The organism is Exiguobacterium sp. FD-YE-25-4, from assembly GCF_057004685.1.
This window is the reverse complement of the sequence record NZ_CM168041.1, coordinates 2,534,412-2,550,547: the sequence shown is the minus strand read 5'-3', so window position 1 is coordinate 2,550,547 and position 16,136 is coordinate 2,534,412. Positions and strand designations below refer to the sequence as shown.

The 16,136-nt window shown below is 52.7% G+C and carries 15 protein-coding genes; 13 read left to right on the top strand and 2 right to left on the bottom strand.

Annotated elements, in window-relative coordinates; genetic code table 11:
* The first annotated feature begins 14 nt into the window (after window positions 1-14).
* The 12 genes from atpF (at window position 15) to AC13H5_RS12975 (ending at window position 11,084) form a co-directional block, all read left to right on the top strand.
* Complete coding sequence (gene atpF / locus AC13H5_RS13030) at window positions 15-542, top strand: F0F1 ATP synthase subunit B (RefSeq protein WP_021066136.1); 528 nt, start codon at window positions 15-17, stop codon at window positions 540-542.
* Complete coding sequence (locus AC13H5_RS13025) at window positions 542-1,075, top strand: F0F1 ATP synthase subunit delta (RefSeq protein ID WP_021066137.1); 534 nt, start codon at window positions 542-544, stop codon at window positions 1,073-1,075. The genes atpF and AC13H5_RS13025 overlap by 1 nt, the downstream gene beginning before the upstream one ends.
* An 18-nt stretch (window positions 1,076-1,093) precedes the next feature.
* Complete coding sequence (gene atpA / locus AC13H5_RS13020; protein WP_029594689.1) at window positions 1,094-2,602, top strand: F0F1 ATP synthase subunit alpha; 1,509 nt, start codon at window positions 1,094-1,096, stop codon at window positions 2,600-2,602.
* A 36-nt stretch (window positions 2,603-2,638) separates the two neighbouring features.
* Window positions 2,639-3,496 (top strand): ATP synthase F1 subunit gamma, encoded by an 858-nt coding sequence (gene atpG / locus AC13H5_RS13015; protein ID WP_483545982.1) that lies wholly within the window; start codon window positions 2,639-2,641, stop codon window positions 3,494-3,496.
* Between the two features lie 34 nt (window positions 3,497-3,530).
* Window positions 3,531-4,949: a F0F1 ATP synthase subunit beta gene (gene atpD, locus AC13H5_RS13010; RefSeq protein ID WP_021066140.1), complete on the top strand. Its 1,419-nt coding sequence runs from the start codon at window positions 3,531-3,533 to the stop codon at window positions 4,947-4,949.
* Window positions 4,950-4,977: 28 nt separating this feature from the next.
* Entirely contained in the window at window positions 4,978-5,388 is a 411-nt protein-coding gene (locus tag AC13H5_RS13005; protein WP_021066141.1) for a F0F1 ATP synthase subunit epsilon, read from the top strand.
* 174 nt (window positions 5,389-5,562) lie between these two features.
* Window positions 5,563-6,759, top strand: coding sequence for an EAL and HDOD domain-containing protein (locus tag AC13H5_RS13000; RefSeq protein WP_483545981.1), 1,197 nt, complete (start codon window positions 5,563-5,565; stop codon window positions 6,757-6,759).
* A gap of 198 nt (window positions 6,760-6,957) precedes the next feature.
* A complete protein-coding gene (locus tag AC13H5_RS12995) occupies window positions 6,958-7,176 on the top strand; it encodes a DUF1146 family protein (protein ID WP_021066143.1) in 219 nt (72 codons plus the stop codon).
* A 244-nt stretch (window positions 7,177-7,420) separates the two neighbouring features.
* The gene (gene murA, locus AC13H5_RS12990; protein WP_029594691.1) at window positions 7,421-8,722 is read left to right on the top strand and encodes a UDP-N-acetylglucosamine 1-carboxyvinyltransferase; all 1,302 of its coding nucleotides are present in this window, start codon (window positions 7,421-7,423) and stop codon (window positions 8,720-8,722) included.
* 77 nt (window positions 8,723-8,799) lie between these two features.
* A complete protein-coding gene (gene mreB, locus AC13H5_RS12985) occupies window positions 8,800-9,786 on the top strand; it encodes a rod shape-determining protein (RefSeq protein ID WP_021066145.1) in 987 nt (328 codons plus the stop codon).
* Between the two features lie 102 nt (window positions 9,787-9,888).
* A complete protein-coding gene (locus AC13H5_RS12980) occupies window positions 9,889-10,302 on the top strand; it encodes a DUF4275 family protein (RefSeq protein ID WP_483545980.1) in 414 nt (137 codons plus the stop codon).
* A 20-nt stretch (window positions 10,303-10,322) separates the two neighbouring features.
* On the top strand, window positions 10,323-11,084 hold the full coding sequence (locus AC13H5_RS12975) for an SDR family oxidoreductase (protein WP_483545979.1): 762 nt from the start codon (window positions 10,323-10,325) through the stop codon (window positions 11,082-11,084).
* Window positions 11,085-11,422: 338 nt separating this feature from the next.
* Here AC13H5_RS12975 and AC13H5_RS12970 read toward each other — a convergent pair whose 3' ends face one another.
* Together AC13H5_RS12970 and AC13H5_RS12965 are read right to left on the bottom strand one after the other, a co-directional pair.
* On the bottom strand, window positions 11,423-12,202 hold the full coding sequence (locus AC13H5_RS12970) for a response regulator (RefSeq protein ID WP_483545978.1): 780 nt from the start codon (window positions 12,200-12,202) through the stop codon (window positions 11,423-11,425).
* Window positions 12,183-13,994 (bottom strand): sensor histidine kinase, encoded by a 1,812-nt coding sequence (locus AC13H5_RS12965; protein ID WP_483545977.1) that lies wholly within the window; start codon window positions 13,992-13,994, stop codon window positions 12,183-12,185. Before AC13H5_RS12965 ends, AC13H5_RS12970 begins: the two co-directional genes overlap by 20 nt.
* A 181-nt stretch (window positions 13,995-14,175) precedes the next feature.
* Here AC13H5_RS12965 and AC13H5_RS12960 point away from each other — a divergent pair, with 181 nt between their 5' ends.
* A complete protein-coding gene (locus tag AC13H5_RS12960; RefSeq protein ID WP_483545976.1) occupies window positions 14,176-16,107 on the top strand; it encodes a sensor histidine kinase in 1,932 nt (643 codons plus the stop codon).
* Window positions 16,108-16,136: the final 29 nt, after the last annotated feature.

The following is a 16,136-nucleotide window of genomic DNA, read 5'->3' as shown; positions in this document are numbered from 1 at the left end:
AGAGGAGGGTATGCATGGATACGATGATGATTGCAGCTGGTGCTGGCGGCGAAGGCCTCCGCATCCTGGATATGATCTTTACACTTTTCACATTCCTCGTACTCTTGGCCCTGTTGAAGAAATTTGCTTGGGGACCACTCCTTGGAATGATGAGACAGCGTGAAGAGTATGTAGCGAACGAAATTGAGCTCGCTGAAAAGAGCCGCAAAGATGCGGAAACATATGTAGTCGAACAACGTGACGCGTTAAGCGCAGCACGTACAGAATCGAAAGAAATGCTTGATTCAAGCCGTCGTCAAGCAGAAGCGGAACAAGCACGCTTGGTGGAGCAGGCGCGTTTGGAAGCCGAACAAATCAAGATCGAGGCGGGTAAAGCGATCGAACGTGAGCGTGAGCTCGCGAAGCAATCGCTCCAGACCGAAGTCGTCACACAGGCGCTCTCGGCCGCACGCCACGTCCTTCAGTCAGACCTTAAAGGCGACGAAGTGAAACAACGTGCCCTCGTTACAGACTTCCTGTCTAAAGCGAAAGGTGCTAACTGATGAACACATCGTTAGCAAAACGCTATGCCAAAGCGCTCTTCGACTTAGCGCGGGAACAAGGCACGCTCGACCAAGTCGAAGCGGAAGTGCGTCTGCTCGATGAAGTGCTCCACGCGACTCCTGAACTCACGGATCTCTTAACGAATCCGGCGATCAGTGACAGCGAGCTTGCACAGCTTTTAACACATAGCTTTGGTGACATGACAGATATCGTGCTCAACACACTTCTCGTCATGGTCGAAAACGACCGTGCGAGCGAAGTTCGCGGCTTGTCGCGCTACGTCCTTGATTATATCAACGACTACCGTGGCATCGCCGAAGGGTTCGTCACGAGTGCTTACCCGTTGTCGGCAACAGAGTTGAAAGAAGTCGAACTCGTCTTCGGTCAGAAGATGAACAAGACGCTTCAATTGAAGAACGTCGTCGATGAAGACGTCATCGGTGGACTCCGTGTCCAGATCGGCTACACGACGTATGATGACACAATCGAAAACAAACTAACACGCCTCGAGCGTGAATTGTTGAATGCGTAAGAAATAGGGGTGAATTCAATGACGATCAAAGCTGAAGAAATCAGCGCCCTGCTAAAAGAGCGGATCGCTTCGTACGGTTCTGAAATCGAAGTCAGTGAGACAGGTACAGTCATTCAAGTAGGTGACGGTATCGCTCGTGCATACGGACTCGATAACGTTATGGCGGGGGAACTCGTAGAGTTCTCTAACGGCGTAATGGGCTTGGCGCAAAACTTAGAAGAAGGTAACGTCGGGATTATCATCCTTGGCGACTACAAAGGCATCAAAGAAGGCGACTCGGTGAAACGTACGGGCCGCATCATGGAAGTTCCAGTCGGTGAAGCGCTCCTCGGACGCGTCGTCAACCCGCTCGGACAACCAATCGACGGTCTCGGACCGATCGTGACGGACACATACAACCCGATCGAGCGTAAAGCTTACGGCGTTATGGCCCGTAAGTCAGTTCACGAACCGCTCCAAACTGGTATTAAGGCGATTGACGCCCTCGTACCAATCGGTCGCGGTCAGCGTGAGCTCATCATCGGTGACCGTCAAACTGGTAAGACTTCGATCGCAATCGATGCGATCATCAACCAAAAAGAAGAAAACATGGTCTGTATCTACGTCGCAATCGGTCAGAAAGAATCGACTGTCCGTGGCGTAGTTGAGACGCTCCGTCAAAACGGCGCCCTCGATTACACGATCGTTGTTTCGGCATCGGCTTCACAGCCAGCCCCACTTCTTTACCTCGCACCATTCGCTGGGGTATCGATGGGTGAGTACTTCATGGACCGCGGACAACACGTCCTCGTCGTGTATGATGACCTCTCGAAACAAGCGGCAGCTTATCGTGAGCTCTCGCTTCTTCTCCGTCGTCCTCCAGGCCGCGAAGCCTACCCAGGGGATGTCTTCTACCTCCACTCACGCCTTCTTGAGCGTGCGGCGAAGTTGAACGACGAACTCGGCGGTGGTTCATTGACAGCACTTCCGTTCATCGAGACACAAGCGTCGGATATCTCGGCTTACATCCCGACGAACGTAATCTCGATCACAGACGGTCAAATCTTCCTTCAGTCGGACCTCTTCTTCTCAGGGGTACGTCCAGCGATCAACGCCGGTCTCTCGGTATCGCGTGTTGGTGGTTCGGCTCAAGTGAAAGCGATGAAGAAAGTTGCCGGTACACTCCGTCTTGACCTCGCGTCATACCGTGAGCTCGAAGCGTTCGCCCAGTTCGGGTCGGACCTCGACAAAGCGACACAAGCGAAGCTCAACCGTGGACAACGGACTGTTGAAGTCTTGAAACAAGACTTGAACGCACCGCTTTCGGTCGACAAGCAAGTGATCATCATCTACGCTCTCACGAAAGGTCATCTCGATGACGTCCCAGTCGAAGACATCCGTCGTTTCGAAAAAGAAATGAACGCATGGCTCGACCAAAACCGTGCGGACCTCTGCCGTGAAATCCGTCAAACAGGAAACCTTCCTGCTGACGAGGCGATGGTCGATGCACTTACGGAATTCAAAAAGACGTTCTCGCCATCGGTTTAATCCGGTGACGAGCGTCTATTAAGGTGGTGAATCGAAATGGCATCATTACGTGAGATCCAGATGCGGATCACCTCGACCCAAAGCACGAAGCAAATCACGAAAGCGATGAACATGGTGTCGGCCTCGAAATTGAACCGCGCTCAAGGGAGCAACGCCAACTTCAAGCCGTACATGACCAAGTTGCAGGAAGTCATCTCGTCGATTGCCGGCGGTACTTCAGGCGCAACACACCCGATGCTTCAAGTCCGTCCCGTTAAACGGACCGGCTATATCGTCATCACGTCAGACCGCGGACTTGCTGGTGGATACAACGCCAGCGTCCTTCGTGACGTGTATCGCGAGTTGAAAGCCAAACACGGTTCAACAGACGAATACCGTCTGTACGTGATCGGGAAGGTCGGCGTTCAGTTCTTCAAGGCCCGTAACGTTCCGGTGTACAGTGCCATGACAGGACTCAACGACCAGCCATCATTCGTTGAAGTCGCAGAGATCGTCAAACAGACGGTCGGCGCGTTCAGTGAAGGCGAGATCGATGAATTGAAGCTTTGCTACAACTCATTCATCTCTGTCATCAGCCAAGAAGTGAAGATCGATCGATTGCTTCCGCTTGGGAATATCGAACAGACCGCATCTAATGTGATGTATGAATACGAACCAGAAGAAGAAACGATCTTAGCAGCGCTCCTCCCGCGTTACGCGGAAGGACTCATCTATGGCGCGCTCCTCGATGCGAAAGTATCGGAGCACGCGGCTCGGATGACGGCGATGTCGAACGCGACGGACAACGCGGATGAACTCATCCGTGGACTCAAGCTCAAGTTCAACCGCGCGCGTCAAGCGGCGATCACACAAGAAATCACAGAGATTGTCGGAGGTGCGGCTGCGCTTGAATAAGCGCACGCCCTCTAGATTGTAGGAGGCTAACACGATGAACGAATACGGCATGAAAGGCCGCGTAGTCGCAGTCATGGGCCCAGTTATCGACGTTAAGTTCGACAACCACTTACCGAACATCTACAACGCCCTCAAAGTCACGCATGTGGCTGAATCGGCGCAAGATGTCAGTGTCGACTTGACGCTCGAGGTGGCGATTCACCTTGGGGATGACACGGTCCGTACGATTGCGATGGACTCAACGGACGGCGTTCGCCGCGGCATGGAAGTACTTGACTTAGGTTCACCGATTTCAGTACCGGTCGGAGAAGAGACGCTCGGTCGTGTCTTCAACGTACTCGGTAACCCGATTGACGATAAAGAAGTATCACCGACTGTCCGTCGGTCACCGATCCACCGTCTCGCACCGACGTTCGATGAATTGTCGACAAAAGTTGAGATCTTGGAAACAGGGATCAAAGTCGTCGACCTTCTCGCACCTTACATCAAAGGTGGTAAAATCGGCCTCTTCGGTGGTGCCGGTGTAGGTAAAACCGTTCTCATCCAGGAACTTATCAACAACATCGCGCAAGAGCACAGCGGGATTTCTGTATTCGCAGGAGTCGGCGAGCGTACGCGTGAAGGAAATGACTTGTTCCACGAGATGACGGACTCAGGCGTTATCAAGCAAACGGCGATGGTCTTCGGTCAGATGAACGAGCCGCCGGGCGCGCGTCTTCGCGTAGCCTTGACGGGTCTTACAATGGCAGAATACTTCCGCGATGAGCAAGGACAAGACGTTCTTCTCTTCGTCGATAACATCTTCCGTTTCACACAGGCAGGTTCGGAAGTTTCGGCCCTTCTCGGTCGGATGCCATCTGCCGTAGGTTACCAACCGACACTCGCGACGGAAATGGGTATGCTTCAAGAGCGGATCACGTCAACAGCTAAAGGATCGGTTACATCGATTCAAGCCGTATACGTACCAGCCGATGACTATACTGACCCGGCTCCAGCGACAACGTTCGCTCACCTTGATGCAACGACTAACTTGGAGCGTCGTCTTTCGGAGATGGGGATTTACCCAGCCGTTGACCCGCTCGCATCGACTTCACGTGCCCTCTCGCCTGACATCGTCGGACCAGAGCACTACGAAGTAGCCCGTAACGTCCAGCAGACGCTTCAACGTTACAAAGAGCTTCAAGATATCATCGCAATCCTCGGTATGGACGAGTTGTCTGAAGACGATAAGCTCACGGTTCACCGTGCACGTCGCATTCAGTTCTTCTTGTCACAAAACTTCCACGTGGCTGAGCAGTTCACAGGCCAAAAAGGTTCGTACGTACCAGTTAAAGAGACAGTCCGCGGCTTCAAAGAGATCCTCGATGGTAAACACGATGATCTTCCAGAAGATGCATTCCGTCTCGTTGGTCCAATCGAAGACGTCATCGAAAAAGCGAAGACGTTGGTCTAAGACCTACACGGAAGGGGGAAACTAGACGATGAATACTCTTCACGTCAACGTCGTCACCCCGGATGGTGCAGCCTATGAGGGCGAGGCACGGATGGTCGTCGCAAAATCGGTGACTGGTGAACTCGGTATCTTACCGAAACACATCCCGATGGTGACACCGCTCGACATCTCAGTTCTCAAACTGCGCCACGAAGATGGTGGACGCACGCTGATCGCACTCAGCGGCGGTTTCATGGAGGTTCGTCCCGACACGGTGACGATCTTAGCTGAAACAGCCGAAATGGCGGATAAAATCGACTACGACCGCGCTTCTGCGGCGAAAGTTCGTGCCGAGCGTCGTCTCCAAGACACGAAGCTCTCGGACCTCGAATTCCGTCGCGCGGAGCTCGCGCTCAAAAAAGCGATCAACCGCTTGAGCATTCGCGATATCAAAGAATAACCAACATCTCTCCTGCAGCCGCAGGGGAGATTTTTTTGCGTCTAGACCGAATGGATTACATTCCTTCTATATATATAGGTCAAAAGCATCAGAAGTTTCACGCCCAAATAGTGGAAGGAAGGGGCGCCTTATCCGATAATATAGGTGGGAACTACGGTAAAGGAGCTAAAGGGAATGAAAGTTTATGTTGCGCGCCAACCGATCTTTGATCAGAAATTACGCGTCTGTGGCTATGAACTGTTATATCGCCGCAGCGAGAAAAATATATTTGAACAAGTCGATGACGCACTCGCGACCGCCGACGTGATTCATAACGCCTATCTCGTCTTCAACTTTCGGGAGTTGACGGAAGGGACGCGGGCGTTCATCAACTTTCCGCAAAATTTGATTGAGAGCGAAGTGCCGGCTTTGTTGCCACGGCAGACACTCGTCGTCGAAGTGCTCGAACACGTCGAGCCGACAGAGAAAGTGTTGGCCGCTTTGCGCTCCTTGCGCCGGAAAGGCTATACGATCGCGCTCGATGACTTCGTGTTCGAAGAGAAGTATCGACCGCTCATCGGGCTCGCCGATATCATTAAAATCGATTATCAAGCAACGCCGATCGACCAACAGAAGCGGTTGATTGATGCGCTCGGGCATCGCGTCGAATTTTTAGCGGAAAAGATTGAGACGCCGTTTGAATATGAGATCGCCAAAAAACTCGGCTATCACATGTTCCAAGGCTATTTCTTCAGCCGGCCGACGGTCGTCCACGGTGCCGAGGTTCATCCGCTCCGGCATACGCTCGTCGAAGTGTTGAAAGAGCTCGACAAGCCAGAGCCGAACTTCCGCCGCATCGCGAGCCAAATCGAACGCAGTGTGGATTTGTCGTATAAGATGTTGCGTTCGGTCAACACGGTCTATCAGAAAGGTCGTCATACGATTCAATCGATTGAGCAGGCCGTCGCACGAATCGGTCTCGATGAGATGCGACGCTGGTCGTACTTGATGCTGCTTCGGGAGCTGCAGACGTCCGAATCGAAAGAATTGATTAAACAGAGTGTGATCCGGGGCAAGATGATGGAGCTGATCGCCGCCGAGACGTTGCCGCAAGTGACGGCGTTCGATGCGTTCATCACCGGGATTTTCTCGTCGCTCGATGTGATTTTGGATGAGGAGATGCAGACGCTCGTCTCGGAGTTGCCGGTCGAACCAATCGTCAAGGCAGCGCTCCTCGGAGAAGACAACGAGTTGCGGGGTTTACTCGACACGGTCCTCGCCTACGAGCAGTTGACCGTGCCTGTCGAGGAGACAGCGCCTGACTTGTCACGTTACTATGTCGAGGCGATTCGATGGAGCCAAACCTATGATGGCGAAGTGAATAATGTTTGAAATGTTGAAGGGACGTCAATTACTGTACTAAGGCCATGCGCCGATTGACGTTCCTTTTTGTATGCGGTTTATGGAGAGAAAGCGAGTTGATCGGATGAACCCATTCCACCACTCACTTAAACGCTAAGTCTTTTTTTCTCTGACGTGACATGCTATGATTAAAAATGGTACGAATTTTTGAAAAGAGGGGAATCGTCGATGTTGAACACCGTGTTATCGCTCGTCATTTACGTCGTAGCGATCTACGTCGCTTGGTGGGCACTCATGCCGGTCAAATGGGACCGCTTGCTCAATCAAGTGAGGAGTCCGCAAGCAGCAGTCTTGCGTGTCCTCGTGGCCGTCGTCTTCGGTTCACTGATCGCCCAGTTCTTTTTGGAGTATATCCGATTGGCCCAGGCGCTCGCACCATTACAGTAGGCAGGGAAACGATTACTAAACTGTAATCCTGCTGTAACGTTTCTTATATGTTTATCGTGTAGGATAAATTCGTCTGACATGACGAATTTTTCATCAGAATTTTATGAGTGCTTTTATTATTATTTTTCTCTCTGATGAAGCGTCACGTGTTACAAACCATCGTAGTAATCGACATAACCACATCCGGTAGCGGATATCGACGTATAAAACAAAAAAACAACGAAGTTGGAGGACAAAGAGAGATATGAAGGATTTGATTGTAGTCCGTGGAGGACGTAAATTGTCAGGTACTGTGCGTGTTGAAGGAGCTAAAAACGCCGTACTCAAAACATTGGTTGCCACTCTTTTAGCAAGCGAAGGAAAGTCGGTACTTCAAAACGTGCCACGCCTCGCTGATGTGTACACGATTAACAAAGTACTTCGCCACCTCGGTGCAGAGGTTGCGTTTGACGAAGCAAATAACGAAGTCACTGTCGATGCGTCGGGCACAATCAAAGACGAGGCGCCGCTTGAGTACGTCCGCAAGATGCGTGCCTCGATCCTTGTCATGGGTCCTCTCCTTGCTCGTCTTGGGCATGCGCGTGTCGCAATGCCAGGCGGTTGCTCGATCGGGTCACGTCCGATTGACCTCCACTTAAAAGGCTTCGAGGCAATGGGCGCGAAGACGGTCATCGGCAACGGTTTCGTCGAAGCTTCGGTCGACGGTCGCTTGAAAGGTGCGAAGATCTACTTGGACTTCCCATCTGTCGGCGCGACAGAGAACATCATGATGGCGGCAGTCCTTGCTGAAGGAACAACGGTCATCGAAAACGTCGCCAAAGAACCTGAAATCGTCGACCTTGCCAACTTCTTGAACGGTATGGGCGCACACGTCCGCGGTGCCGGTACAGAAACGATTCGAATCGAAGGCGTGGAGAAACTCCATGGTGCCGAGCATTCAATCATCCCTGACCGCATCGAAGCCGGTACGTTCCTCGTTGCTGGAGCGATCACAGGTGGCGACATCGAAGTCATCGGCGCTGAGCGCGAGCACCTTCGCCCACTCATCTCGAAGATGGAAGAAATGGGCGTCAAGTTCGAGGATACGTCAGAAGGCATGCGTGTCATCGCACCGGATGTGTTGAAGCCGGTCGACGTGAAGACGATGCCACACCCTGGTTTCCCGACTGACATCCAAGCACAAATGATGGCGCTCGTCTTGAAAGCTGGCGGCACATCGGTCATCACCGAAACAGTGTTCGAGAACCGCTTCATGCACGTCGAAGAATTCCGCCGCATGAACGCAGACATTAAAATCGAAGGACGCTCGGCAATCATCAAAGGCGGCGTTCGCCTCCAAGGTGCTGAAGTCGTCTCGACTGACCTTCGTGCCGGAGCAGCCCTCGTCCTCGCGGGACTCATCGCGGACGAAGAGACACGCGTTGGCGATCTCTACCACATCGACCGTGGCTACGTCGACTTCCACAAGAAATTGCAAGCGCTTGGTGCTGATATCGAGCGGATTCAAGGGAACGTCGAAGTTGCCGAAGAAATGGTCAAGAACTAATTAATAGACTCATAGGAGCGAGGAGAGACTCTTCTCGCTCTTTTCAATGAAGTAACGAACGGAGGAACCTACACACCATGTTTTCAAAAGATATCGGGATTGATTTAGGAACAGCAAACGTCGTCATCCACGTCAAAGGTCGAGGCATCGTCCTCGACGAGCCATCCGTCGTTGCTATCAAGCGTTCGACAGGGAAAGTACTCGCTGTCGGAACGGAAGCGTATCAGATGGTCGGACGTACGCCAGGTGACATCGTCGCCATCCGTCCACTCCGTGATGGGGTCATCGCTGACTTCGCGACAACCGAAGAGATGCTTCGCCATTTCGTCGAGAAGATCCAAGTCCGCGGTTTCTTTGGCGGCATCCGCATGCTCATCTGTACACCGGCAAACGTGACACCGGTTGAAGCGAAAGCGATCCGTGAGGCGGCCGAGAAGGCCGGCGCGAAAGAAGTCTTCCTCGCCGTAGAACCGAAGGCAGCAGCGGTCGGTTCGGGCATGGACATCTGGAAGCCGGTCGGCCATATGATCGTCGACATCGGTGGCGGGACGACAGACGTTGCCATCCTCTCGATGGGCGATATCGTCTGCGGTGAAACGATTAAAATCGCCGGGGACCGTTTCGATACGGACATCCTCCGCGCCATCAAGGACAAGCATAAGCTCGTCATCGGTGAGCGGACGGCCGAGCAAATCAAGAAAGAGATTGCGACGGTCTTCCCAGGGGGACGTAACGAGACGATGGATATTCGCGGTCGTGACATGGTGCGTGGGCTTCCGCGTACGGTAACGATTACGTCGGAAGAACTCCGTGAAGCGATGGCCGAATCGGCGAATGAAATCGTCGAAGCGACGAAGCGCGTCCTCGAACAGACGCCTCCGGAACTTGCGGCCGATATCATCGACCGCGGCATCATCATGACAGGTGGCGGCTCGCTCCTCCACGGCATCGACCAGCTCGTGGCCGAGCGTGTCGGGTTGCCCGTCATGATCGCCGAAGAGCCGACGCTCAGCGTCGCACACGGCACGGGCATCATGCTCGAGCATTTAGATCGTTTGAAGTAATACGAGATAGAGGTACGACGTCTGCAGGCGTCGTGCCTTTTTTTGCATTCAAGACTGTCCGAATTTCCTGTAAATGGATAGACTAAAGGGGGAGGGGTGCAGATGAATCCATTGATTGAGCGATTGACGGCGAAAGGGGTCGAGGTCACAGAGGTTGAAGACCGGGGCCAAGAAGCGCGTCAGACATGGGTGGCACACTTCATACGACCAGAACAGCCGACACGGCTTTCTCCTTATTTGTGGGAGGATATCGTGGCAAGGACTGACAGCTATCTCGTCGGAACGGCTGCTGATCACGCGTTCGAACGGGCCGGAAAGTGGAAAGCGATCCTCTTTTTTCAACACTCGAACGATGTGCTCGAGCTCGATTTGACGCAAGCAAAACCACTCACTAGGAGAGACTTGATTGTCGAGACCATGGACTACGCGGATATCTATATCGTCGACCCGGCTTATACGTGGACGTATGTCATCCCGCACGAAGCGGACTGGGGACCGTATTTTCTCACCAATTAAGGAGTAAAGGGGATGATTGAATGACACGACCACTCACACTCATTACCGGTGTCAGCCGGACGCAAGGCATCGGGGCGGCCATCGCGCGAAAACTGGCTATGGCAGGCCACGACTTGTATATGACGCACTGGAGCCCGTTTGACGGCACGGAAGGCGTCGGAGCGGAACCAGACTTCATCGACGGCTTTGTCGACGAATTACGGGCCTCAGGGGCCCGTGTCGCACACGAGGCGTATGATTTGTCGTCTGGAGACGCAGAAGGGCTGCTCGACCGCGTCGAAGCGGCGCTCGGTACGCCGAGCCGTCTGATCAACAATGCGACGTATGAGCGGCACGTGAGTGTCGATACGTTCACGACCGAGACGCTCCGTCGCCATTATCTTGTCAATAACGAAGGGACGCTCGGCCTGACGTTCGCCTTCATCGAACGGTACAAACGAGCGGGGCATACGGACGGACGCATCCTGTTCATGGTGTCCGGCGGAGCGGATGCATCCAACCTGGCCTACATCGCCACAAAGGGCATGTTGATTGCCATCACGCCGGCACTGGCCAATGGGGTCGGGCAGTACGGAATCTCTGTGAATGCGCTCGACCCGGGCCCGACCGATTCGGGTTGGATTGGTGATGCGCTTCGTCAACAGCTCGTACCGCTGTTCCCGCATGGGCGTGTCGGGACACCCGAGGACACGGCCCGCTATATCGCGTTCCTCATGGGGCCGGACGGGGCGTGGGTCAACGGACAACATCTTCACGTCGACGGTGGCTTCGTCGGACGCTAAAAAGAGTTTGTCCTATAGATAGGGACAAGCTCGGGTTGTGAACGAACCGATTCGCCAAACAGCGAGTTGGTTCGTTTTGAATGGGGGCGACGGTGTATAGTTGCCGTCTCTTGTGTTCAATGATCGTTATGTGAATGAAGAGCGATAGACATGAAAAACGGCCGCCTGAAGGCGACCGTTTGCGTTGCTCGTCAAAGGCGCCCCGACTCCGACAGGAAAACAATCCGACGGAGACCCAGCAGCGACGTGAGTCGCGATGCGGCTCCGGGATTGCCTGCGGAAAGCGTGGGCGCCGAAAGGATGAGCGTATAAGATGATGTTGGTCGACAAGCTCTTTTTCAATGCCACGTATAGTCTTTGTCGACGAAGAGACGGGCGTTCAAATCTGCTTGTGGGAACGGTTTGTGCTTCGCGTCCAGCCAATCATGGTAATCGCATAGACAGACGTCGTCCAAGTGAAGCGAGTAGCCGTTATTGATCGTCTGGACCGAGATGCTCAAATCGTACTCGGCGAGCGTCTTCTTCAACCGATAGACGAGATTATAGACGTTGTGGAGCGCACGTTGCGGCTCGTCGATGTCCGGGTACAGCTTCTCGGCGATCAGCCACTTGTTGACGACTTTATCGCGATGGTAAATCAAGTAGGCGAACAGCTCCTCGGTCTTCTGTGTCGGCCATTTGACGAGGTCGCCGTCTTGCGTCTTGACCGAGAAGTGGTCGAGACATTGAATCGTACACGTCCGGTGATGCTCGATTGATAGTGTCTCCGCGTATCGCTTCGAGACGCGTGGAATCAAATCGTGAATCATCTGTTCGGTAATCGGCTTGAGCAGATAGTGCGTCGCCTGCAGGTTGAACGCATCGACCGCGTATTGGCTGTGCGCCGTCGTGAAGACGACTTGTGTCGTCTCGGGAAGGCGCTTGGCGAAATCGAGGCCGTTCATTTGGGGCATCTCGATATCGAGGAAGACAAGATCGACTTCCTGGTTTGCTAAAAATTCAAGCGCTTGGAACGGATCGTGGAACGACCCCATCCATTTCAAATTCGGTTCGGCTTGGATGAGGCGCTCCATCATCCTTAAAATATGGTGTTCATCTTCAATCAAAATCGTGCGCATGTTGCTCGTTCATCCTCTCTCGTTTTGGGAGTCGGATATGCACATGCGTGCCGACTCCTGGTTCAGAATTTAATTTAAATGTGGCGCCAGGCAAGAAGTCGATCCGATTCTTGACGTTCGAGATGCCGATTCCAGTCGATCGTCTCACGTGCGGACTCGGGTTGAAGCCAATCCCGTTGTCGGCAATCCGGATATCGATCGCATCATCTGAGGACTGGACCGACAACATGAGCCGTTTGATGCCTGATTGTTTCATCAACCCATGCTGGACCGCGTTCTCGACGAGCGGTTGCAATAACAGCGGTGGAATCGAGGCGTTGAGGACGGATTCGTCGATATCTTTCGTGATGGTGAACGCATCATTGAAACGAGTCTGCTCAATCATCAAATACGAGTCGATGACGTCGAGTTCTTGCTTGAGCGAGATGTCGTTCTCGGTGCGCCCGTTCTCGAAGATGAAGCGGACATATGTGCTCAAATGACTGAGCAAACGTGCCGCCTCGGTCGGTGCTGTGTAACAGAGGGCGATGACGTTACCGAACGTGTTATACAAGAAGTGCGGTTTGATTTGCGCGTTGAAGAACGAAATCTCACTTTGGTTGGCGAACGTCTGCACCTCACGCTTTTGCCGTTTATCCGTCGACAAGTGAATCGGGAGCAACGTGAACATGAGCAGGAAGTAAATGAGCGACATGACGCTCGTATACAGTTCTTGGTTCGGGTGGTCAATCAGAACGTTGATCAACTGGCCGACATAGCCGATGATGAGTGAGATCGTGAACACGAGAAATTCGAACGGATAGCCGTCGTTTTTTCGTTCGAACAGCCAATTGATGTTCAGCCCGGTCCAGAAAAACGTGATGAACAGGACATACACCCAAGGGAATTGGTCGAACGTCGCGTGCGCACCTTCTGGCAGCACCAAGGCGATCAGGCTGAACGCATAGAACGGGTAGGACGCGTATTTCAAAAAGTGCCGAAACGGGACGCGTTCGAGACGTAACGCAAAGTTGATTAACATCGCGACACTCAGTAATGCCGTAATCAAATTTAATTTATGGGCCAAAACGTAAGACATCATAGGGACGATTTCGAATACAATCATTTGATCACTCGTCATAAGCGAGACGCTGACGAGGAAAAAGAAAGCAGCCCCATATAAATAGAGCGATTCCTTACGATGGAACAGCCAAACGATTGCGTAGAATGAAAAAATGAGGAGCGAGATGAGGATAATCACGAACTCATAACTGAAGTATTGATTATGATAGGTCATCATATTGCTCGTTGGACCGATGAGCAGGCTATCGGAAATTCCAGTCGAGAGCTCATTCGTCTCAGCCGTTTGAATCGTCAGACGGAACGTCGGGGTATGCGTATCCAGAAGAACGAGGTAGGCATGCCGAAGGTCTTCATCTGTCGATGCGTAGACGGGTGAAACAGCTTCTCCATCAATGAGAAGGTTGACATGTGGGTGGTTACGCGGCACACGCAAAGCGTATTGTCCGGGAGGTAGTGAAATGTCAGCTTCATAAGTAGCCATCTTGTGTGGTGTCACATGCGGGAGTTGTCGATAAGACTCGCGGTCGACTCGCTCGAGCAGGCTCGATTGAAAGCGCCACGTCCCATCGAGACGCATGAGTTGTTCGGTCACACGAGAATCAGTCAAATCGGCCGTTCCTTGTGTGACGGTGACTGAATCGTCGATCGTCTGTCCGCGCGTCAAGGCGAAGCCGCCAACGAGCGCGAAGAAGACCATCAACACGACCAGCCCAATCGATTTAGGGGTCATCTGCATATTCCCTTCGTGGTTTGTGAGTTTCTTGTGAGAAACGAACGATATACTGACACTAATCGTTCACATATTAACGTGACGAATATTTTCTTATCGTACACGAAACTGACTTTTTTGAATAGCCGAACATACTGACTTATCCAATCCGATCAATCCCCGATATGAAAGAAGGCCACATATGAAGCGCTGGATCGAACAACGAATTAGCCGCCAAGTCCTCACTGTGTTTTACGTATTGATCGCCTTAATCACATTGACGTCACTCGGCACATACTTTTATACCCAACAGGCAATCCGCGAAACGACAGTCGAGCTCGAACGGATCAGTGAACAAAGATCGCGGGCGACCGATTTGTTTGAAACATGGCAGTCGATGCAATACGAGATGCGCGGTCACGTCTTGCTCGGAGAAGACGCGTTGCTAGCGGAAGTCAAGCAAGCCCAAGACCGAATCGACGACCAGACGAGCTGGTTCGAACAAAACGCTGCGACGAACGAAGAGACGACGTTCGCGGAAGAGGCACGCCTATTGTTCACAATCTATACATCTCGCGTCATGCCCGGACTTGAGCGTTACGTTGTCGCCAAAGCAAACGGGGAAGTCGATGAGCCGTTCTTACAGATGGCGACTGTCGGCCAACTCATGCCGAGCAACGCATCATCGAATCAGACGCGATTCAAATTTAATTCAAATAGTGCGGCCGATATGAGCGCGAGCATCGTCGATATGGAATCGGTGTTCACAGACTATCGGTCTGAGCTCGATTATCAAGAGACGGGCCTGCGTGAGCAACTATCCGAACAGCTCGCAAAAGCCCAATGGATGTGGCTGCTCATTCTACTCGGAGCTTTGTTTGTTCTGTTCATCAGCTTGCAACCGTATATCGTACGGTTGACGAGACAGCTCGAGGCGCTCATCACGAACAGTGAACGGCTCGCGGTCGACCCGCACGCCACGCTCATTCCAATCAAACCGCTCCAAAACGAGGTCGGTCAACTGTCGAAATCATTCACGGAGATGTCGAGCTCGTTGATTCACCAGCACGACGAACTCGAGAAAGAGCGCGAGAAGACGGCCCGGATTCTCCATACGATGCGCGACGCGATTGTCTTTGTCGAGGTGGACACAAATCAACGTTTCGCCAATGAGGCGCTGTTCGAACTGTATGAGCAGCCGTTCCCGTTCGGCGACCGTCAGAGCCTGTATCCGATTGATGCGTTCTATGAGCCGTTCATGGATCAAATCGATGACCAAGACGGCCTCAACCGGTTCACACACCGGGCGAAGAACTGTGGAATCTTCGATGAGACGTTTACGTATTCGATGCAAGGGGGAAGACGTATCATACGGATGTACGCCGAACCGATTGAACTGCAGGACGAACGTTTCGGCGTGATGTTTGTGTCACGGGACATTACGAAAGAGATTGAGATCGACCGCTTGAAGACGGAACTCGTCGCGACGGTGTCTCATGAACTTCGGACCCCGCTCACATCGATTCTCGGTTTTACCGAACTGCTTGAACATCGTCACGTCGACGAAGAGAAGCGGAAACGCTACTTGAGCATGATACACAGTGAGACGACCCGGCTCGAGCGGCTCGTCAGCAACTTGCTCGATGTTCAGAAGATGGAGGCCGGTAAAGCGGAGCAAGACTTCAAAGTCGAGAGTTTGTTCGAACTGTTGTCGGACGTTCTCGAGATTCATGCCGGTTCGACCGAGTTGCATGCGTTCCATTTCGATTGTGATGAAACGCTCCGTGTCTCAGGAGACCCGGCGCAACTGCGCCAAGTGTTCTCGAATATCTTGAACAACGCCATTAAATATTCACCCGACGGCGGTAATATCGCCGTTAACGTCTTGTGCGAGGACGATGTCATCCGGATCGCCATCGAAGACGAAGGCATGGGTGTGGCACCCGCAGATGCCGAACGACTGTTTGAGAAGTTTTACCGTGTCCAGAATGAGCAGAGTCGCAATATTGGAGGCACCGGCCTCGGACTCGCTATCTGTAAAGAGATCATTGAATCGCACGGCGGAACGATCAGTGTCCGTTCGGAACTTGGGAACGGGACGACGATGATGGTCGAACTCCCGATCGTCGCTTGATGCAAAACCACTTCATCATCGTGAAGTGG